The sequence below is a fragment of the Noviherbaspirillum sp. FW303-A3 genome (assembly GCF_058788695.1).
In genome coordinates, this window is record NZ_JBYTAZ010000001.1 from 44,470 (window position 1) to 63,867 (window position 19,398).

A 19,398-nucleotide genomic window follows, 5' to 3' on the forward strand; every position below is an offset into this window, starting at 1 on the left:
GTCAGTTCCCCTTGTCGTTCGTCTTGCTGTCGCCGCCGGCCCATCGCACCGGAGCGGGATTCACCCTTCCCTGCTTGACCCACTCGACCAGCTCGCGCTTCAGGATCTTGCCGCTGGCGGTTTGCGGAAACTCATCGAGGGCGATGTAGTACTCCGGCATGTCGAACTTCGACAGCCCGGCGCCGTGCAGGTGCTGCAGGATTTCGTCGCCCGTCGGCGGCGTCGCGCCTTCGGTGCAGGTGACCGACAGGCAGACCTTTTCCCCGAGCCGGTCGTCCGCCACCGGGAAGGCCGCCGCCTTGAGCACTGCCGGATGCGTGATCGCGAGGTCTTCGATGGTCGACGGATGGATGTTGTGGCCGCCACGGATGATCAGGTCCTTCTTGCGGCCCATGATGACCAGGCAGCCGTTGCTGTCGAGCATGCCGAGGTCGCCGCTCAGGAACCAGCCGTGCGCGTTGAACGACTTCTCCGTCGCCGACTGGTTGTTGAAGTAGCCGAGCATGAGGCAGGCACCGCGTCCGGCGATCTCGCCGATTTCGCCGGGCTTCGCCTCGATGTCGGGGTTTTCCTGGTTCCAGAGCTTGATTTCGTAGGCGTCGCAGGCGCGACCGCAAGTGCCGACAATGGTGTCGGCGCTGTCGCCGGGCAAGGTGTACTGGTGCGAGCCGTTCTCGGTCATGCCGTACACGTTCTGCGGCAGGATGCCCCGGTTGAGGAAGCCTTGGGCGATCTCGCGCGGGATGGCAGCGCCGGCCATGTAGAACACCTTCACCTTGCCGAGCTTTTCGAGGCCGCGGCGTTTGGCCTCGGCCAGGATGTCCATGGCATGCGTCGGCACACCCATCACATACGTCGCGCCGGTCTCGAGAATCCAGTCGATCGGCTTCATTCCGGCCGGCAGGTCGTTCACCACCAGTTCCAGGCCGGCGACCAGCATTTGCTCGATGGAGACGGTGGCAATGTGATGGCTCACCGGGCTCAGGCTGAACAGGACGGTGCCGGAATCATGCCCCCAGTCTTTCACCATGGCCCGCCCGTTGGCCAACAAGGTGTTGTCGCTGTGCATGACCGCCTTCGGCAGGCCGGTGGTGCCGGAAGTGAAGGCCAGATAAACCACCTTGTCGGGATTGGCATCGGGAGCAGCCTGCGGACGGGTTCCGCCCGCACGCGGAAACTCCCCGGCGCCGTCGCGCGATGGTTCGAGCCAATAAGACCGGCGCAGGCTCTTGACCGCTCCGATCTCGCCGGCCACGCCGTCGCGGCTCGCATCGGCGCCGTAGCCTTTCTGCCCGAAGAAGGCTTCACAGTCGATGCGCTCGATCAGGCGCACGATCTCGGCCACGGTGTAGTTCTGGTGCAGCGAGGGGTTGCAGATGTAGCCGTTGCGCGAACAGGCGAGGAAGATGATGACCGACTCTACCCTGCTGGGCAGCCACACCGACACTCGCGAGCCCTTGCGCAGTCCTCCCGCCGCAAGATCGGCGGCAACCGCATCCGTCCATTCCAGGAGCTGGCTCCATGTCAGGCGGCGGGCGCTGTCACGCAGTGCCCATGCATCCGGGCGCGCTTGCGCATGCGACTGCAGCAGCATGTACAGCGTTTGCTCCTGCCAGACACCCTGCGCATAGTAGGCGCGGGCCTGTTGCGGATCATGGAGGGTAAGAACCGTGTTCATTCCGTGGCTCCCGCTCAATGGCCGAACTTGGAGGCGTCCGGAGCGCGTTTCTCGTTGAAGGACTTCGACAGTTCCTTCGACTCCTCTGTATCCAGGTTCAGGCGCAGCAGCAGGTCATGCGTCACGCGCGACAAACCGCCCACGCCGCCATGGCGCGCTCCGAAGGCTGCCTTGATCGAGGCCAGCGCGAAGGCGCCGCGGTCAGCAATTTCCAGCGCCATTTCGCGCGTGGCCGCGGCGAGCTGGTCATCTGGAACGACCTTGTTGATCAGCCCCATCTCCAGCGCTTCTCTTGCGCTGATCTTCGGGTTGCGGAACCAGATTTCCTTGGCCTTCTTCTTTCCGACCAGGTCTTCGAGGTACCACGTGCCGAATCCCGCATCGAAACTTCCCATCATCGGGCCGACCTGCCGGAAGACCGCGCTTTCCTTGGCAATGGTGATGTCGCACATCACCTGCAGCACGTTGCCTCCGCCGACGGCGAAGCCGTTCACTGCGGCGATCACCGGCTTTTGCAGGCGGTCGATGGCTTCGTACATGTCGAGCACCGGCAGCACGCCGGGATACAGGTGGGTGTCGGGCATGCCGGTCTTTTCGCCGCCGATGCAGAAGAAGCGTTCACCGGCACCGGTGATGACGATGACGCGCGTACGGGTCTCGCGACGGATGTCGTTGATGCAGTCGCGGATTTCATGGCACATCGTTTCGTTGAACATGTTGCCGTTGTCGGGACGGTTCAGCGTGATGGTGCCGATGGGGCCGTCTTCGGTATAGATGATGGTCTCGAACTCGCGTGTCATGGTGTCGTTCTCCTAGGATATGTATGGATCGGGGTGCGTTTCCGTTTCAAAGCAGTCCCGCGTCGTCCAGCTTTTGAATCGCTTCGTCGTTCCAGCCCAGCCACGATGAAAAGGCGCGGCGGGTGTCTTCGCCCAGGCGGGGCGGGTCCTTGCGGTATGTGTTGAAATTGCCGTCGATCCGGATGCCGAGGCCGACCTGCGGTATGGCGACGCCATTGCGCCGGGTCGCATAAAACAGGCCGCGTTCGGTGAGTGCGGAGTCGGTGACGACCTGGTCGAGGCGGTTGATCGGGCCGGAAGGGATGCGTGCGCTGGCGAAGAGATCGAGCCAGTGCGCACGCGGTTTCTTGAGCAGGATGGCCTGCACTTCCCGCACGATTTCGGAACGGCAGGCGCGGCGGCCGACGTTGTCGGCAAAGCGGGCATCCTCGGCCATGTCGGTACGTTCGATTGATTCGCAGAAACGCTTCCAGATCGCATCGTTGCCGAGGCCGAGCGTGATCGGGTGATCCGCGGTATGGAAGGTCTGGTAGATCGCGATCACGCTGTCCGTCCCGCCGCTGCGCCGCGGCAGTTCGCCCGAACCAAGATAGGGAATGATCCTCGGCGTCATGAATCGTGTCATGCTCTCGACCATCGCGATATCGATCTCGTGTCCCTGTCCGGTACGGTTCCGGTCGATCAGGGCGGCCATCGCGGCCATCGCCGCGTCGGCGCCCGACAGCAGGTCGGCGGCCGGGGTGCCCACTTTTTGCGGATCGCGGTCGGGGGCCTCGCCGGTCAGGTCCATCACGCCGCTGTACCCCTCCGCGATCAGATCATAGCAAGGCTGGTCGCTTTTCGCTCCGCCGAGTCCGAAGCCTGTGATCGATACGTGTACCAGGCGCGGATTGATCTCCTTCAATCGCGGATAGTCGATGCCAAGCTTTTTTTGACTGCGGCCGACCTGGTTGATGAGGATGACGTCGGCCACCTTCACCAGCGCATGGAGTGCTTCGAGTCCGGCCGGTTGCGCGTAATCGAGGGTAACACTGTGCTTGTTCCGGTTGACGCTGAGGAACCACAGGGATTCGCCGTCCAGGAAGGGCGGCCCCCAGGCTCGGGCATCGTCACCGCGTCCCGGGCGCTCGATCTTGAGTACCTCGGCGCCGAGGTCGGCCAGCAGGAGGGAAGCATATGGGCCGGCGATAGAGGTCGTGAGGTCGAGGACACGGATACCGCCAAGCAGGTCAAGCGGGGTGGAGTCTGGAGCAGGAGCGAGTTGATCGGCAGGTAGCATGAGAGTGTGTGTCGGGTGTGTGTTCACCCTTGCATTGCAACGTCCATGCCACCGGATCCAGGCTTTGCTGTGCGTGGCATGAAAACTGCCTGTTTTCACTGCAAATACGCGGAATGACGCCCTGCGGAGATGGCGTTCCCGGAGTGAATCCGTCCCGCGAGCGATCGGAGCAACAGCAGAAAGTGTCTTTTTGGGAGACAATCATCGCAACCCGTTCTGTATTCAATAAAGACAGTCGTATAAACATGGAGACAAAAAACATCGATCCCTTCGCCTTCGGCGTGCTGGTTCTGGATAACAAGGGCGAAGTAACGTGCGCCACCGGCTTTGCACGCGACGATGCCGTCCAGCAGCGCGTTCTCATGCGCTACCGCAACGATGGTCGCCGCCGGGGAATGATGGCAATCGATGGCGATCCGAAGCTGATTGCAAGCTTCCGGTCGAGCGAGGATGCGACGCTGTTCTTCATTCAGAATGCATCCAGCAAGTCCACCTTGTTTGATTTCGTCGCCAACGTCGACTTCGCGCACGTGGTCTTCGACTACTTCCTGAACAATCCCTACGAGTCGGTCGTGGTGGTCGATGACCAGGCGCGGCTCCGGTACATCCCGCCGGTCCATGAACGCTTCTTCGGCATCGAACATGGCGAGGCAATCGGCAAGAAGGTCACCGACGTCATCGAGAACACCAACCTGCATGAGGTGGTGCGTACCGGCAAGGCCGAGATCGGCAAGCTGCAGGAAATGGGGGGCATTACGCGGGTCGTCGCGCGCATCCCTCTGACTGACAACGGCAAGATAGTCGGCGCGCTGGGCCGGGTGATGTTCAAGGGCCCGGAAACCCTGGTCGAACTCAGCAAGGAAGTGGTCAAGCTGCGCTCGGAGGTCGAGTTTTACCGCAGCGAACTTACCGGTCTCAAACGCCGGACCTTCGGCCTGGACAAGATGGTCGGCAAGAGTGACGCCATACGCCAGCTCAAGGCGGACATTGCCAAGGTTGCGCCGCTGGCTGTACCGGTGCTGATCATCGGCGAGAGCGGTACCGGCAAGGAACTGGCCGCGCACGCGATCCATGCGTTGAGCCAGCGCAGCGAAAATCCTATGGTGTTCGTGAATGCCGCCGCCCTGCCCGCCTCGCTGGTCGAAAGCGAACTGTTCGGCTATGAAGCCGGCGCCTTCACCGGCGCCGAGAAGAAGGGCCGCAAGGGCAAGTTCGAACTCGCCGACCAGAGCTCGCTGTTCTTCGACGAGATTGGCGATATGCCGGCCGAGGTGCAGGTCAAGCTGTTGCGCGTCCTGCAGGACGGCATCTTCGAGCGTGTGGGCGGCGACCGCCCGCGCCACTCGGACTTCCGCCTCATCAGCGCGACCAACCGCAATTTCCAGGAAATGATTGCCAACGGCGAGTTCCGCCTCGACCTGTACTACCGCATCAGTGGCGTCACCATCCGCATGCCGAGCCTGCGCGAGCGCCCGGAAGACATTCCGGAACTGGTGCAGAGCTTCCTGGCCGCATTTGCCGATCGACATCGCACCTCGATCAAGGGGGTAGACGCGCGCGTCTATGCTTACCTCAAGGAATTGCCGTGGCCGGGCAATGTGCGCCAGTTGCTGCATGAAGTCGAAAAGGCAGCCATCTTCTGCGATGGTCCGGAAATTACGCTCGACAACTTCCGCCTGATGTCCCAGGAGGTCATCGAACGTCCGGCACCGGCTGCGGATGCCGCCCCGCGAACCGCCGCCCCAGGAAAGATCCAGGATGCCATCGATGAAATGGAAAAGACGATGATCCGCGATGCAATGATCAGGCACAAGGGCAACAAGAAAAAGGTCGCGGAGGAACTCGGGATCTCGCGCGCCTACCTCTACAAGAAGCTCTCGGACGAAGAGGCGGAACCTAGCTGAGCAGTTCTGGAGGGTGTTATGAACTAGGGAAGGGGGCGCGCAGCCCCGAGAACCGGCCGAATGCAAGGCGCAGCGACGCGCCGTGGTGGTTCCACGGCAAGGAGCTGCAACACCGCAGGCGGCCGGTTCTCGGGGCTGCCCTCCGGGTTCGGTCGAGAAGGGACGCATTGCGTTGTTGCGCCGCTTGCTCAGACGCCCAGTCTGAGCGGCGCGCCGCGCCTAGCACTGCATCCCTTCTCGACCGAACGCGCCCCCTTCCCTAGTTCATAACACCCTCTAACGGCGCAAGCGGTGGTGCATGCAGTTTCACCACCTCGTTGGCGGGGTCGCCGACGCGCGGATAGCGCGTGAGCACCAGTGGATCATGGCCGGGCACGAGGTGGTCCGGCGTTTCCGCCAACGACAGCAGACGGCGATAACCGTCAAGCATTTCGCCCACGTGCAGCACGATAGGGAAAGGCGAAGCGCAATGGATATTCTCGTAGAAATGCGAGGCATCCGACGCCAGCACTACCCAGCCACGCGCGGTATGCACCCGCACGGCCTGCAATCCGGCAGTATGCCCGCCAACCAGCACGAGCTGGATCCCTGCCGCGACCTCTGCATCGCCGTCATGGAAGCAGATGCGGTCGCTGAACACGCCCCTCACGACCTCCACGACATCGTCCACCGCGAACGCGTGGCGCAGGAGCGGATGCGTCATGTAGCGGCCGGTGGCGTATTGCAGTTCCTTTTCCTGAAGATGAATGCGCGCTCCCGGCAGCAGGTTGACGTTGCCTGCATGGTCGTAATGCAGGTGGGTGATGATCACATCGCTCACCTGTGCCGCCGAAAGGCCAAGCGCCGACAACGCACCGATCGGGCAACGCAGGAAGATCCGCTTGCGGGCGTCGGCGGCTGCCTTGTTGAAACCGGTGTCCACCAGCAAAGTGCGCCCATCCCCCCTGATGACCCAGACATAGTAGTCCATTGGCATCGGCCCATCGTGCGGGTCATGCACCATGAAATTTTCGGGACGTCGCCGCGCTACCGTCGCGTAACGCAGTGCGAACACTTCATAGACTGGCAGGCCGGTCGCCATGGTTCGGTCAATTTTTCGGTGGAGAGTAGCGATACATCTCGGTGTGATCGGCGGCCTTGCCCAGCGCCTCATTGGCATCCCGCCAGATCTGCAGCACCTCTTCGCCGAGCGGCATGGGCTCGCCCAGCGACTTCCCAAGGTCCACGGCAATGCCGAGATCCTTGGCCATCAGGGCCAGGGAAAAGCCCGAGTTGTACGCGCCAGAGAGCATGAACTGGTTGACCTTGTTTTCGGTGGTATTGTTCTTGCCGGTCGATGCATTGAGCACCGATACCATCACGCGCGGGTCCAGACCGAAGGCTTGGCCCGCATGCAATGCCTCCACCGTGGCCACGAGGCCGGCAGCCGATACATAATTGTTCAACGCCTTCATCGCATGGCCGGCGCCCGCGGCGCCGACGTGGGTGCATTTTCCCAGCAGGTTCAGCACCGGCGCCATGGCCGCCAGAACCTCTTCGTCGCCTCCGACCATAATAGCCAGGGTGCCCGCCACCGCCCTCTTCACGCCGCCCGAGACCGGCGCGTCAAGAAAGCGGAAGCCGCGGCCAGCCAGGAGTCCTGCCAGCTGGCGCGAGCGGACCGGTTCGGACGAGCTCATGTCGATGATGACGCTTCCCGGACGCAGGATGCCATCCAGTCCTTGCATCCCATCCTTGCCCAGCACGACAGACTCCACGGCATTGGAGTCGGGCAGCATGGTGATGAGAACCTGCGCGTCGCTGAAATCCTGAAGCGTGGCAGCCGCACTGGCCCCCTCGTGCTCCGCCACAAAGCGCGCCGTCGCTGCTGCGTTCAAATCCATCACGCGCAACCTGTGCCCACCCAGCGCCAGCAAATGGGCCATCGGGGCGCCCATCATGCCCAGTCCGATAAAGCCGATATTCATCAGATGCCCATTTCCTTGAACACTTCCTTCGCAGTGCGGAAGGCATCGATGGCCGCCGGCACGCCGCAGTAAATCGCGGTCTGGAGGAACACTTCCTTGATCTCTTCCCTGGTGAGGCCATTATTGATTGCTCCGCGCACATGCAGCTTGAGTTCGTGCGGACGGTTGAGGGCTGTCAACATCGCGAGATTGAGGAAGCTGCGCGTGCGGCGGTCGAGGCCGGGACGGTTCCAGACATCCCCCCAGCAGTATTGCGTGACGAGTTCCTGCATGGGCATGTTGAAGTCGTCCGCATTCTTGATCGAAGCATCAACATATTCCGCGCCGAGCACTTCACGGCGCGTCTGCAGGCCTTTGTCGAAGAGTTCCTTGTTCATGGCGTTCCTTTGCAATAACGAAGTTAGGTTGTAGGCGTACCGATGCTGCCAGCCTTGCTATGCAGGCGACGCACCGGTCGAATGGCGCTCGTAAATCAACTGGTAACGCAGCCAGGATCCCAGCAGCAGTCCTGTGCGGGCGCCCTCGCCTGCCAGCACGTGGGTATGCAGGGCCAGCGCGACCTGGCCGAGATCGGTACACTCGATAAACAGCACCCAGTCGGCGATGGCATCTTTGCCGGGGCGCAGTTTGCGCTCCCCGCTCGGCTTGCCGGTCACGCCGGCATCGGTTTCCCACAATGCGAGGCGGACGATACAGGGGTTCTGCATCAGGCGCGGTCCGAGCTCGTCGCGGATAAAGCGCCGGGCATCTTCTTCCCGGCCGTGAATGGGCTTGCAGTGGGTGACGATTGCCGAGCCACCCATGCCCTCGCCGGTTGACCAGGTCTCGCTGCAGGCGGATCGCTCCATGTTGAGAAAATGCGGCATGATTTTCTGCGTCCACGACGAGGGGTGCGCAAGACGATTGAGGTACGGTTGCGACGCCAGTGTCTGTACGGTATCGCAGTCATAGACGACCATGTAATTGGGCTGTCCGTCGACCGAGCGATAACGCCTCGCTCGCCGGAAACCAGGAAGTGCGAGGCGCTCAGTCAGGTGTTCCTGCTGGTACCAGCGCGTAAATTCCTCATCCATCCCTTTCGGGACGTCATTCAACACAAACAGCACGCCCGGCCGGCGGTGTTGTCCTGACGTGGATGGCGGGGCGTCAACATTCGCTTCGACCATGCCCATGCATTTCCCCCGTTGAAGTATGTTCCACCCGCACTACCCATCCAAGCTCACGGCGTATCTGCTCCGGATCGGGCAGCGGGACGGCGGAGAGGCGGCGCTGGCACAACCAGTTCCTGACCTGCTCCTTGCTCGGTGGTGGTGTCGAAATTTTCGTCTTCATTCGATGGCGTGCAATCGATAAGATGACGGCGGCGCCTTGCGCCGCCGTCAATTGGATTACTTCTTGACCAGCGGGCAGGTGCTCTCCGACAGGGGCTGGAAAGCCTGGTCGCGCGGGATGACGCTCTTGATCTTCATGATGTCCCACTCTTCCTTGGACTCGCTGGGCTTCTTGGCTTCGGCGAGATACATATCGTGGATCATGCGTCCGTCTTCCCGGATACGGCCGCCCTTGGCGAAGAAGTCATTGATCTCGGTCTCTTTCATCTTCTTCATCACCGCATCGGCGTTGTCGGTGCCGGTTGCCTGGATGGACTTCAGATAGTGCATGGTGGCGGAATACATGCCGGCCTGGATCATGGTAGGCATCGCCTTGTGCACATCATAGAAGCGGCGTGACCACTTCCGCGTCTCGTCGTTGTAGTCCCAGTAGAAGCCTGTGGTAAACAGCAGCCCCTGTGCGGTCTTCAGGCCGAGTCCCTTGATGTCGGTATCGAAAACCAGCAGCGTGGCCAGTTTCTGCCCGCTATTGACGATGCCGAACTCGGCAGCCTGACGCACTGAATTCTGTGTGTCCTTGCCGGCGTTGGCCAGGCCGATCACCTTGGCCTTGGACGCCTGCGCCTGCAGCAAGAAGGAGGAAAAGTCCGGGGCCGACAATGGATGCTTGATGGTGCCCAGAACCTTGCCTTTCAGGTCCTGGACGACGCGCGTGGTGTCCTTCTCGAGCGAGGAGCCAAAGGCATAATCGGCGGTGATGAAATACCAGCTGTCGCCGCCGTCCTGGACGACCGCGCGCCCGGTGCCGGTAGCCAATGCATAGGTGTCATACACATAGTGCACGCCGTATGGCGAGCATTCCTTGTTCGTGAGTGCGGTGGTGGCCGAACCGGCAAAGATCATGACGCGCTTCTTTTCGGCGCCCAGCTTCTGCATCGCGATGGAAGCCGCCGAATCGGTGGATTCAATGATCATGTCCATCTTGTCGACATCGAGCCACTCGCGGGCCTTGGACAGGGCGATGTCGACCTTGTTCTGGTAGTCGGCTGACACAATCTCGATCTTCTTGCCGTTGACCATGCCGCCAAAGTCCTTGACTGCCATTTCGACGGCCCTCACGCCGCCCGGACCTCCATTGGCGGAATAGACGCCGGTCTTGTCGACGATGACGCCGATCTTCACGACATCGTCGGAAATCTGTGCTGCTGCGGTACCCGATACAAGGGTGGCGGCTGCAGTGGCCATTGCGGTCATTGCGATACGTGCGACCTGCTTCATGAAGTGCTCTCCGTGTTGTAGTTGAGTGGGTGCTTGCGCGAGATGGTGCAGCTTGCCAGCGTTTTCTCGCGCGATCCGTTCGCGGATGCCCGGCACCTTATCCGCGATGTCTCCTGCGTTCCTCAGGAAGTTCGGCGCCGCCTGGCTTGAGGCAGTTGCCTGCCGTGATGGTTTGCAAATACCGTTCCATCCGCCGGAACCACGGTAAATCGCCAGTTTTCGGCTTCGATATGCGGCAAGTGTGTTTGGCGCATACACATTCATGTTGGCTGTATGTTCACGGAGATGACACTTCCCTTGGATCGCTGCCTTGGGGATGCGCAACGTCAAAAGCCGCCACCGCTGATGACGCCAATCGAGGAAGAGGTGACGGCATATTGCTCTCGGCGCTGGCATGCTTGTTGCAATCCCGGCATCGGCTTAGCTGCAAGCAATATGTATCAAGAGAGAGAACAGGAGAAGTGATGGTAGAAGACATCATCTTGGAGACGAGGAATCTCACCAAGGAATTCAAGGGGTTCACAGCGGTAAACGATGTGAACCTGCGGGTGCGGCGTGGTGACATCCACGCGTTGATCGGACCCAACGGGGCGGGCAAGACGACCTGCTTCAACTTGCTCACGCGGTTCTTGACCGCGACTGAAGGCCGGATCTTGTTCAACGGAGAGGACATCACCGACGTTCCTGCAGCACAGATCGCCCGGCGCGGAATCATCCGGTCGTTCCAAATTTCAGCCGTGTTCCCGCATCTGACCGTGCTGGAGAACGTGCGGGTCGGGCTGCAACGTACATTGGGCACGACCTTTCACTTCTGGAAGAGCGAGGCAACGCTGACGCAGTTGAATGACCGTGCGATGCAACTTCTGGCCGAGGTCGATCTTGAGCGCTTTGCAGACGCATTGACGGTGGACTTGCCCTATGGCCGCAAGCGTGCGCTGGAAATCGCTACCACGCTGTCGATGGAACCCGAACTGATGCTGCTGGACGAGCCGACGCAAGGCATGGGGCATGAAGACGTGCACCGCGTCACCGAGCTGATCAAAAAAGTGTCGGCCGGGCGGACCATCCTGATGGTCGAACACAACATGGCGGTCGTGTCAGGCATTTGCGACCGCATCACTGTACTGCAGCGCGGCGCAGTACTGGCGGAAGGCAGTTATGCCGACGTGTCCGGCAATGCCCAAGTCATGGAAGCTTATATGGGCACAACCACCGGCGTACTGGAAGGAGCGCATTGATGAATGCCGTCACTGAAAATTTCACCGCCGGCCGCTGCGAGAGCAGGCTCAATGCCCTCGAAATCAAGGATCTCAAGGCATGGTATGGCGAATCGCACATCCTGCATGACGTGAACCTGAGCGTGCAACGCGGCGAGGTAGTGACGCTGCTGGGGCGCAATGGCGCCGGCCGCACCTCCACCTTGCGCGCGATCATGGGCCTGACCGGACGCCGCACCGGCTCCGTCAAGGTGAATGGCGTCGAATCCATCTCCTTGCCGACCTTCCAGGTGGCGCACCTGGGAGTGGGGTATTGTCCGGAAGAGCGCGGCATCTTTTCCTCGCTCTCGACAGAAGAGAACCTGATGCTGCCGCCACTGGTATCCAGGACCGACAAGGGGATGCCGGTCGAAGAGATCTACGCGATGTTCCCGAATCTCGCCGAACGGCGCCATAGCCAGGGAACACGCCTGTCAGGCGGCGAACAGCAGATGCTGGCAGTCGCGCGTATCCTCCGCACCGGAGCGAGATTGCTGCTTCTCGATGAAATCTCGGAAGGCCTGGCCCCGGTCATTGTGCAAGCCTTGGCGCGCATGATCACGACGCTCAAGGCCAAGGGTTACACCATCGTGATGGTCGAGCAAAACTTCCGCTTTGCCGCCCCGCTGGCCGACCGCTTCTACGTGATGGAGCACGGCCAGATCGTCGAGCACTTTGCAGCCAGCCAGCTGGACAGCAAGATGGATGTGCTCAACGAATTGCTCGGCGTGTAACGCTGTCCGCGATCTCTCATTAGGGTTTACTAACATGGAAATATTCGGCATTCCCCTGCAGGCCATGCTGAGCCAGCTTCTGCTCGGCCTGGTCAACGGGTCCTTCTACGCCATGCTTTCGCTCGGACTGGCGGTCATCTTCGGCTTGCTCAACGTCATCAACTTCGCCCATGGCGCGTTGTACATGGTCGGCGCCTTCCTCGCCTGGATGGGGCTCACCTATTTCGACGCCAACTACTGGGTGATGCTCGCGGCTGCCCCGGTCCTGACCGGCGCTTTCGGCGTGGTCATCGAAAAGACCATGCTCAAGCACCTGTACAAGCTCGACCACCTGTACGGCTTGCTGCTGACCTTCGGCATCACCCTGATGCTGGAAGGCCTGTTCCGCTCCTTCTACGGCGTGTCGGGGCAGCCGTATTCGGTGCCTGAGGCACTTTCCGGCGCATTCAACCTCGGCTTCATGATCCTGCCGAAGTACCGCGCCTGGGTGGTGCTGGCTTCGCTGGTGGTCTGCCTTGCCACCTGGTTCGTGATCGAGAAGACCAAGCTCGGCGCCTACCTGCGCGCAGGTACGGAAAACCCGAAACTGGTGGAAGCCTTCGGCATCAACGTGCCGATGATGGTGACGCTGACCTACGGCTTCGGCGTGGCGCTCGCTGCCTTCGCCGGCGTGCTCGCCGCACCGGTGATCCAGGTGTCGCCGCTGATGGGCTCGAACCTGATCATCGTCGTGTTCGCGGTAGTGGTGATCGGCGGCATGGGTTCCATCCTGGGCTCCATCGTCACCGGACTGGGCCTTGGCGTGATCGAAGGCCTTACCCGGGTGTTTTATCCAGAACTGTCGGCCACGGTGGTATTCATCATCATGGCCATTGTCCTCATGCTGCGTCCTGCGGGACTGTTTGGCAAAGAGAAATAAGGAGTTCCGCATGAACAAGAAATATTCCTACGGCATTGTCCTCCTGGCGGCGCTGATCGCACCGACGTTCATCTATCCGGTCTTTCTGATGAAGGTGCTGTGCTTTGCCCTGTTTGCCTGCGCATTCAACCTGTTGATCGGATTTACGGGATTGCTGTCCTTCGGCCATGCCGCCTTCTTCGGCGGCGCGGGGTATGTTGCCGGCCATGTGTTGAAGGTATGGGGATGGCCGTTCGAGCTTGGCTTGCTGGCGGGGATGGCGGTGGCCGCACTGATTGGGTTGATCATGGGCGGACTCGCTATCCGCCGCCAGGGCATCTACTTCACGATGATCACGCTGGCTCTGGCGCAGATGCTGTACTTCGTTGCGCTGCAGGCGCCCTTCACCGGTGGCGAGGATGGACTGCAGGGCGTGCCGCGCGGCAACCTCCTCGGCGCGATCAGCCTGGGCAATGACATGGTGCTCTATTACCTGGTTCTCGCGATCTTTGTGGGCGCGTTTGCAATGATCATGCGCATCGTCCACTCACCCTTTGGCCAGGTCCTGAAAGCGGTGAAGGAAAACGAGCCGCGTGCGGTCTCGCTGGGTTATGACGTGCACCGTTACAAGCTGCTGGCCTTCGTACTCTCCGGCGCGCTTGCGGGTCTCGCGGGCGGGCTCAAGACCGTCGTGCTGGGTTTTGAAACGCTCACCGACGTACACTGGTCGATGTCAGGTCTGGTGGTTCTGATGACGCTGGTCGGCGGTCTCGGCACGCTTACCGGGCCCATCGTTGGCGCGGTGGTCATCATCGCCCTGGAAAACAAGCTCGGCGATTTCGGCAACTGGATGGCAGTGGTGACCGGCATCGAGTGGTTCCGCTCGATTGGTGAGTCAGTCACCATCGTTACCGGCCTGATCTTTATCGTCTGCGTGCTCGCCTTCCGTCGCGGCATTGTCGGTGAACTTGCCGTGCTTGCCGGGACGCACCGGCGGAAGACGGCCAATGCGGCCGCCAGGGCCGCCGCTGCCTGATCCTCGGCGGCTCCACGACACGGCCCCGGCACATTGGCCGGGCGCCTGCATTGGGACCGCCCTCGCCTCTCGTCATTCTTCCTGAAACGCTTCCTCGCGCCGCTTGCGCATCGCCGGCAGCAAGACCATTGCCATTGCGGCCAACGCCAGCGACAGCAGGACGGCGCTGAGCGGACGCGAGATGAAGACCGTGGCATCGCCCTTGGACAGCAGCATGGCGCGGCGAAGGTATTCCTCCATCATGGGGCCGAGGATGAAGCCAAGCAACATGGGCGCCGGTTCCGCGCCGAGCTTGGAGGAAAAGTACCCGACCACGCCGAACAGGACCATCAGGAAGATGTCGAAATCGGTGTTATTCAAGCTGAAGACCCCGATACCGCAGAAAACGAGGATGGCCGGATACAAGACATGGTAGGGAACGGTGATCATCTTGACCCAAAGGCCGATCATCGGCAGGTTCAGGATGACGAGGAATACGTTGCCTATCCACATCGAGACAATCAGCCCCCAGAACAGCGCAGGCTGCTCGGTCATCACCGCCGGTCCCGGCTGGATTCCCTGGATGATCATTGCGCCGACCATGAGCGCCATGACCGGATTCGAGGGGATTCCGAGCGTCAGCATCGGAATGAACGAGGTCTGGGCGCCGGCGTTGTTCGCGGCCTCCGGTGCCGCGACGCCTTCGATGGCGCCATTGCCGAACTGCGCCGAATTCTTCGAGTATTTCTTTTCGAACGAATAGGCGGCAAACGAGGCCAGCAGTGCGCCTCCGCCAGGCAAGATCCCGAGCAAGGAACCCAGCCCGGTGCCGCGCAGGATCGGTCCGATGATCGCTTTCCAATCCTCCCTGGTCGGCATCAGCCCGGTTACCTTGCTGATCATGACGCTGCGGTGCTCATCGTGCTCGAGGTTGCGGATGATTTCGCCGATACCGAACATGCCCATGGCAACGGTCACAAAGCCGATGCCGTCGGACAGCTCGGGCAGGCCGAAGTTGAAACGTGCGGTGCCCGAGTTCACGTCGGTGCCCGCCAGGCCAAGGATGAGACCGACGACGATCATGCCGACGGCATGCAGCAGCGATCCGTGCGCAAGGACAATGGAGGCGACCAGGCCAAGCACCATCAGCGCAAAGTATTCCGCCGGGCCAAAGTTCAATGCCACTTCCGCCAAGGGCGGTGCAAACAGGGCGATCAGCAGGGTCGCAATTGTCCCGGCGATGAAAGACCCGATGGCGGCCGTCGCCAGCGCCTTGCCGGCGTGGCCCTTTCGCGCCATCTTGTAGCCGTCGAGCGCGGTGACGACCGATGCCGCTTCACCCGGGAGGTTCACCAGGATGGCGGTAGTGGATCCCCCGTACTGCGCGCCATAGAAGATCCCGGCGAGCATGATCAGTGCCGAGACCGGCGGAAGGCCGAATGTGACGGGCAGGAGCATCGCAATCGTCGCCACCGGACCGAGGCCTGGAAGAACGCCAATCGCGGTGCCAAGGAAGACGCCGCCAAGACAGTAGACAAGGTTGGTGAGCGTCAGCGCGGTGTCAAAACCGAGCGAGAGATTCGCAAGCAATTCCATTTCGATCTTTCCTTACGCGCCAAACCACGAACCGAACAAAGGCAAGGGCACGCCGAGCCCCTTGACGAAGACCAGCGAGCTGAACGCGACCAGTCCTGCGGACAAAAGCAGCGCCGTTTTAAAGTTGAATTTTTCGCTGGCAAAGGACGCGCCGACGACCAGCACAATGAGCGCAATCACCAAGCCTGCGGGACGCACGAGCAGGCCAAAAAGCAATACGGATCCCAGGATCAGGGCCGCCTGTTTCAAGGCAAACTTTCCGATGGGCTCGCCACGTCGCAAGAACGACCTGATCAAGGAGACGATCCCGATGACGACGAGAAGGCTGCCGAGCATCACAGGGAAATAGCCCGGGCCCATCCGGGTGGCGGTACCCAGGCCGTATTCGCTTCCTGTCAGGACGGTCGCGCTGCCAAAGGCGGCATACCAGATACCGGTCCAGAAGTCGCGCGGACCTTTAATGGCAGAGGTCATCGGATGCCTCCGCAGGGAACCGGCCGGGTGTCGGTCGAATGGGATGGATTCACTGTGTCTCCAACTTTTTGGATTGAACTGCAATTTCGCCGCGCGCGAGACGCGCGCGGCATATCGAGCGGCAAGGAATCAAAAACGGTGACGTACGCCCAGGAGGACACCCGTCTGGTTCTCTCCCGCCAGGATCGTCGAACCGAATCCGCTCAAGCCAAGGTTCGATCCCGACTTGTTGCGGGACAAGCCGAGATTGCCATAGACATCCGTGCGCTTCGACAGCGAGTAGACGGTCGAAAGGACATAGCTGGTCGGATCGGCCTGCGACCCCTTGCGATCGGTCCGGTACACTGCGCCGTTGACGACGAGCGCAGGCGTCGCCTTGTAGGAGGCGGCGATCCAGTACATGTCCGCACGCGTTGCCGGCGTGCCTGCGGCAACGATTTCGTCCTTGAGCCAGCGGTACGCGCCGAAGAGCTTGACATCACCGAGGGCATAGCTGGCACCAGCCATGATCCGCTTTGCACTTTGGCCTTGTGTCGCGATGGTATTGCCCTGGAACTGGTCATACGCGACACCGGTGCCGAACGGACCGTTTGCATAATTCACCCCGCCCCCGATGTTCCGCGAGACGCGGGAATTGCCGGCAACCTCGCCATCGAGATTGCGGCCGAAGCTATAAAATGCCTGCGCGGTGAACCCGCCAACATTGCCGGTGTACTTGACGGTGTTGTCGATGCGGCCGGTGAAGGTCGCGTCATGCATGAGCGCGGAATAGCGCGCGGAGAACGTCATCGGGTCATACTTGATCATCAGGTCGTACAGCGCATTCTGCTGGCGGCCGAAGGTCAGCGTGCCCAGGCCGGACTGCAGCCCGACGAATGCATTGCGCCCGAACAGGCGTCCGCCCTGCGCCAACGCTCCGGTATCCGCTTCAAAGCCGTTCTCCAGCGTGAAAATCGCCTTGAGTCCGGCACCGAGGTCTTCGGTGCCGCGGAAACCGATACGCGATCCCGACAGGTTGCCGCTTGCCACGCGAACCAGGTTTTCGCCGTTTGCCGGCGTACCGCCAGCGTTGGTGAGATATTCGACGCCGATGTCGGCGATGCCATAGATCTGGACATTGGTTTGTGCGGCGGCGCCGGAAGCCATCAAGGCACCGATCGCCATCACCGTCAGTTTTTGCTTCATTCAGCCTCTCCCTTTTTGATTTATCAGAAAAATTGCGCCGATTTCACGGCATAAAGAACCAGCCTTCGCTCATTGGATACGCCGATGGACCGGACTGCCGGGAACCGACATTTCCGCCTGCAATACGCTGCCGGACACAGACTCGGTGAAGAATGCGGTCATACGGTTGGCTCCTCCGAACGCGATATTGGTGAGCGATGCGCCCAGGGGACTGCGAATGACTTCGACCGGCTCGCCACGGTGATTCAACACCCATGCGTAGCCGAGTCCGGGATTGGCGACAATCAGGCGTCCCTCCGTATCCATCGCAAGCCCATCCGGTCCACTGGGGCCGTAGGATGTGAAAAACTGCCCCACCTTTCCGACGGAGCCGTCATCAAGCAGGGGCATGCGCCAGACGCTGTTCCCGCGTGTCATGGCCACATAAAGAAACTTCTCGTCAGGGGACAGTACGATTCCGTTGGGACTTGGCCCATTGGTGATCAGCGCGTCGAGCCGCCCGCATGGGCTGAGCCGGAAAACCCTTCCGGTGGGGTCGCTCATCCCGGTCTGTCCTTGATCCGTGAAGTACAGGTTTCCCTTCGAATCGAACACCAGGTCGTTGATCCCTTTGAAGCGCTCCGTATTCCTTCGCTCCAGGTAAGGTTCAACTTTTCCGCTCGCAACATCGAGATTGACCAGGCCATTCTTGTAATCGGCGATGAGAAGGCTCGACTTACCGAGGAACTTCATGCCATTCGGTTCGCCGTCATATTCGGCAACCAGCGTCCACTGTCCCTGCGGGCTAACGCGAAAGATGCGTCCGAATGGAATGTCAGTGACGAAGAGGTTGCCTTCGTCGTCGAACACCGGCCCTTCAAGGAAGGAGTCGATATGGGCGCCGCCGCGATTGGCATTGGCCCACACTGAGGGCGTACCCTTCTTTCGAAATTCGTCCGGCATGGACGTAGAGGTTTCCGCCGTCCTTACCAGCGGCTGTTGGAGCAGAAACATGGCGCTTGCTCATTGACGTTCGATGTTGGCCTTGGCCGCGACTGGCTGCCAGCGCGCGGTCTCTTCACTGATCAGCTTGCTGAATGCCGCAGGTTCCATGCCCCCTGGTTCCGCGCTCATCGATGCAAGGAACTGTTTCATGTCCGGAGTTTGAAGCGCCTTCCTGACTTCGGTATGCAGGCGCTTGACGACCTCGTCCGGTGTTCCGGCCGGCGCGGCCAGGCCCGACCAGTTGACGACGCCAAATGCCGGGAAGCCGGCCTCGGCGAAGGTCGGAATAGCCGGGAAGGCATCAAGCCGTTTGTTGCCGCTCACCGCGAGCGCCTTCACCTTGCCGCCCTTGATCTGGGAGCTTGCGGACGGCGTCGAGACAAACAGCATGTCGATCTGATTGGAGATGAGACCGGTCATGGCTTCGCCCGCGCCTTTGTACGGTACGTGCATGAACTGGACACCGGCCGCCAGTTCAAACGCCTCGGCGGAGAAATGCGGTGCGCTGCCGGCGCCGCCGGTGCCGTAAGTGAGCTTCGCGGGGTTGGCGCGGCCGTCGGCCACCAGGGATTTCAGGTCCTTGTGAGGCGAGTCGCCGCGTACAGCGATCACCACTGGTGTGAACGCCGCCACCGTAATGGGGGTCAGCGCCTTGGCATGATCCCACGGCAGTTTCTTGAACACATAGGGCAGCACCGAGTAGGTATTGTCGATGGCGAGCAACGTGTATCCGTCCGGCTCGGCCCGCGCGACGGCCTGGGTTCCGATGGTTCCGGTCGCGCCCGGCTTGTTTTCGATCACGAACGGTTGTCCGGTCTGCTCCTGCAGTTTCTGCGCGACCTTGCGCGCGACGACGTCAACTGCACCGCCGGGCGAGTAGGGAACGACAATTCGTACCGGCTTTTCCGGGTAGCCGGCTGCGTACGTGTTCAGGGAGGCAAGCGCAGCGATCGACGCTGCGAGCAGAGTGCGAATAGACATGGTGTCTCATCCAGTATTGGAAAGTTGAACTTGAGCGG

The 19,398-nt window shown here is 61.1% G+C and carries 18 protein-coding genes; 5 read left to right on the forward strand and 13 right to left on the reverse strand.

Going from position 1 to position 19,398, the window contains the following annotated elements; genetic code table 11:
• Position 1 precedes the first annotated feature (1 nt).
• The 3 genes from AC3WOY_RS00215 to AC3WOY_RS00225 are packed head-to-tail and all read right to left on the reverse strand — an operon-like array spanning position 2 to position 3,757.
• Entirely contained in the window at positions 2-1,678 is a 1,677-nt protein-coding gene (locus AC3WOY_RS00215; protein ID WP_492420164.1) for a class I adenylate-forming enzyme family protein, read from the reverse strand.
• Positions 1,679-1,692: 14 nt separating this feature from the next.
• Positions 1,693-2,478 (reverse strand): enoyl-CoA hydratase-related protein, encoded by a 786-nt coding sequence (locus AC3WOY_RS00220; RefSeq protein ID WP_492420166.1) that lies wholly within the window; start codon positions 2,476-2,478, stop codon positions 1,693-1,695.
• 46 nt (positions 2,479-2,524) lie between these two features.
• Positions 2,525-3,757, reverse strand: coding sequence for a CaiB/BaiF CoA transferase family protein (locus tag AC3WOY_RS00225; RefSeq protein WP_492420168.1), 1,233 nt, complete (start codon positions 3,755-3,757; stop codon positions 2,525-2,527).
• Positions 3,758-4,002: 245 nt separating this feature from the next.
• Here AC3WOY_RS00225 and AC3WOY_RS00230 point away from each other — a divergent pair, with 245 nt between their 5' ends.
• Positions 4,003-5,661, forward strand: coding sequence for a sigma-54 interaction domain-containing protein (locus tag AC3WOY_RS00230; protein WP_492420170.1), 1,659 nt, complete (start codon positions 4,003-4,005; stop codon positions 5,659-5,661).
• A gap of 259 nt (positions 5,662-5,920) precedes the next feature.
• Here the strand turns inward: AC3WOY_RS00230 and AC3WOY_RS00235 are convergent, their stop codons facing one another.
• From AC3WOY_RS00235 to AC3WOY_RS00255, 5 genes are all read right to left on the reverse strand, one after another.
• The gene (locus tag AC3WOY_RS00235; RefSeq protein WP_492420172.1) at positions 5,921-6,742 is read right to left on the reverse strand and encodes an N-acyl homoserine lactonase family protein; all 822 of its coding nucleotides are present in this window, start codon (positions 6,740-6,742) and stop codon (positions 5,921-5,923) included.
• A gap of 7 nt (positions 6,743-6,749) precedes the next feature.
• The gene (locus tag AC3WOY_RS00240; RefSeq protein ID WP_492429113.1) at positions 6,750-7,631 is read right to left on the reverse strand and encodes an NAD(P)-dependent oxidoreductase; all 882 of its coding nucleotides are present in this window, start codon (positions 7,629-7,631) and stop codon (positions 6,750-6,752) included.
• Positions 7,628-8,005, reverse strand: a complete 378-nt coding sequence (gene pcaC, locus AC3WOY_RS00245; RefSeq protein WP_492420174.1) for a 4-carboxymuconolactone decarboxylase — start codon at positions 8,003-8,005, stop codon at positions 7,628-7,630. Before pcaC ends, AC3WOY_RS00240 begins: the two co-directional genes overlap by 4 nt.
• Positions 8,006-8,062: 57 nt before the next feature.
• The gene (locus tag AC3WOY_RS00250; protein WP_492420176.1) at positions 8,063-8,794 is read right to left on the reverse strand and encodes a hypothetical protein; all 732 of its coding nucleotides are present in this window, start codon (positions 8,792-8,794) and stop codon (positions 8,063-8,065) included.
• A gap of 222 nt (positions 8,795-9,016) precedes the next feature.
• The gene (locus tag AC3WOY_RS00255) at positions 9,017-10,237 is read right to left on the reverse strand and encodes an ABC transporter substrate-binding protein (protein ID WP_492420177.1); all 1,221 of its coding nucleotides are present in this window, start codon (positions 10,235-10,237) and stop codon (positions 9,017-9,019) included.
• A gap of 464 nt (positions 10,238-10,701) precedes the next feature.
• Here AC3WOY_RS00255 and AC3WOY_RS00260 point away from each other — a divergent pair, with 464 nt between their 5' ends.
• The 4 genes from AC3WOY_RS00260 to AC3WOY_RS00275 are packed head-to-tail and all read left to right on the forward strand — an operon-like array spanning position 10,702 to position 14,161.
• Positions 10,702-11,475, forward strand: coding sequence for an ABC transporter ATP-binding protein (locus AC3WOY_RS00260; RefSeq protein WP_492420179.1), 774 nt, complete (start codon positions 10,702-10,704; stop codon positions 11,473-11,475).
• Positions 11,475-12,227: an ABC transporter ATP-binding protein gene (locus AC3WOY_RS00265; protein ID WP_492420181.1), complete on the forward strand. Its 753-nt coding sequence runs from the start codon at positions 11,475-11,477 to the stop codon at positions 12,225-12,227. The genes AC3WOY_RS00260 and AC3WOY_RS00265 overlap by 1 nt, the downstream gene beginning before the upstream one ends.
• 34 nt (positions 12,228-12,261) lie before the next feature.
• Positions 12,262-13,146: a branched-chain amino acid ABC transporter permease gene (locus AC3WOY_RS00270; RefSeq protein ID WP_492420183.1), complete on the forward strand. Its 885-nt coding sequence runs from the start codon at positions 12,262-12,264 to the stop codon at positions 13,144-13,146.
• 10 nt (positions 13,147-13,156) lie between these two features.
• Positions 13,157-14,161 carry a branched-chain amino acid ABC transporter permease gene (locus AC3WOY_RS00275; RefSeq protein ID WP_492420185.1) on the forward strand — a complete coding sequence of 335 codons (1,005 nt, stop codon included), beginning with the start codon at positions 13,157-13,159 and terminating at the stop codon, positions 14,159-14,161.
• Positions 14,162-14,233: 72 nt separating this feature from the next.
• Here the strand turns inward: AC3WOY_RS00275 and AC3WOY_RS00280 are convergent, their stop codons facing one another.
• From AC3WOY_RS00280 to AC3WOY_RS00300, 5 genes are all read right to left on the reverse strand, one after another.
• The gene (locus tag AC3WOY_RS00280) at positions 14,234-15,736 is read right to left on the reverse strand and encodes a tripartite tricarboxylate transporter permease (protein ID WP_492420187.1); all 1,503 of its coding nucleotides are present in this window, start codon (positions 15,734-15,736) and stop codon (positions 14,234-14,236) included.
• Positions 15,737-15,748: 12 nt separating this feature from the next.
• Positions 15,749-16,210 (reverse strand): tripartite tricarboxylate transporter TctB family protein, encoded by a 462-nt coding sequence (locus AC3WOY_RS00285; RefSeq protein ID WP_492420188.1) that lies wholly within the window; start codon positions 16,208-16,210, stop codon positions 15,749-15,751.
• Positions 16,211-16,339: 129 nt separating this feature from the next.
• Positions 16,340-17,395 carry a porin gene (locus AC3WOY_RS00290; RefSeq protein WP_492420189.1) on the reverse strand — a complete coding sequence of 352 codons (1,056 nt, stop codon included), beginning with the start codon at positions 17,393-17,395 and terminating at the stop codon, positions 16,340-16,342.
• Positions 17,396-17,464: 69 nt separating this feature from the next.
• Complete coding sequence (locus AC3WOY_RS00295) at positions 17,465-18,388, reverse strand: SMP-30/gluconolactonase/LRE family protein (RefSeq protein WP_492420190.1); 924 nt, start codon at positions 18,386-18,388, stop codon at positions 17,465-17,467.
• A 9-nt stretch (positions 18,389-18,397) separates the two neighbouring features.
• Positions 18,398-19,360, reverse strand: coding sequence for a Bug family tripartite tricarboxylate transporter substrate binding protein (locus tag AC3WOY_RS00300; protein WP_492420192.1), 963 nt, complete (start codon positions 19,358-19,360; stop codon positions 18,398-18,400).
• Between the last annotated feature and the right edge of the window lie 38 nt (positions 19,361-19,398).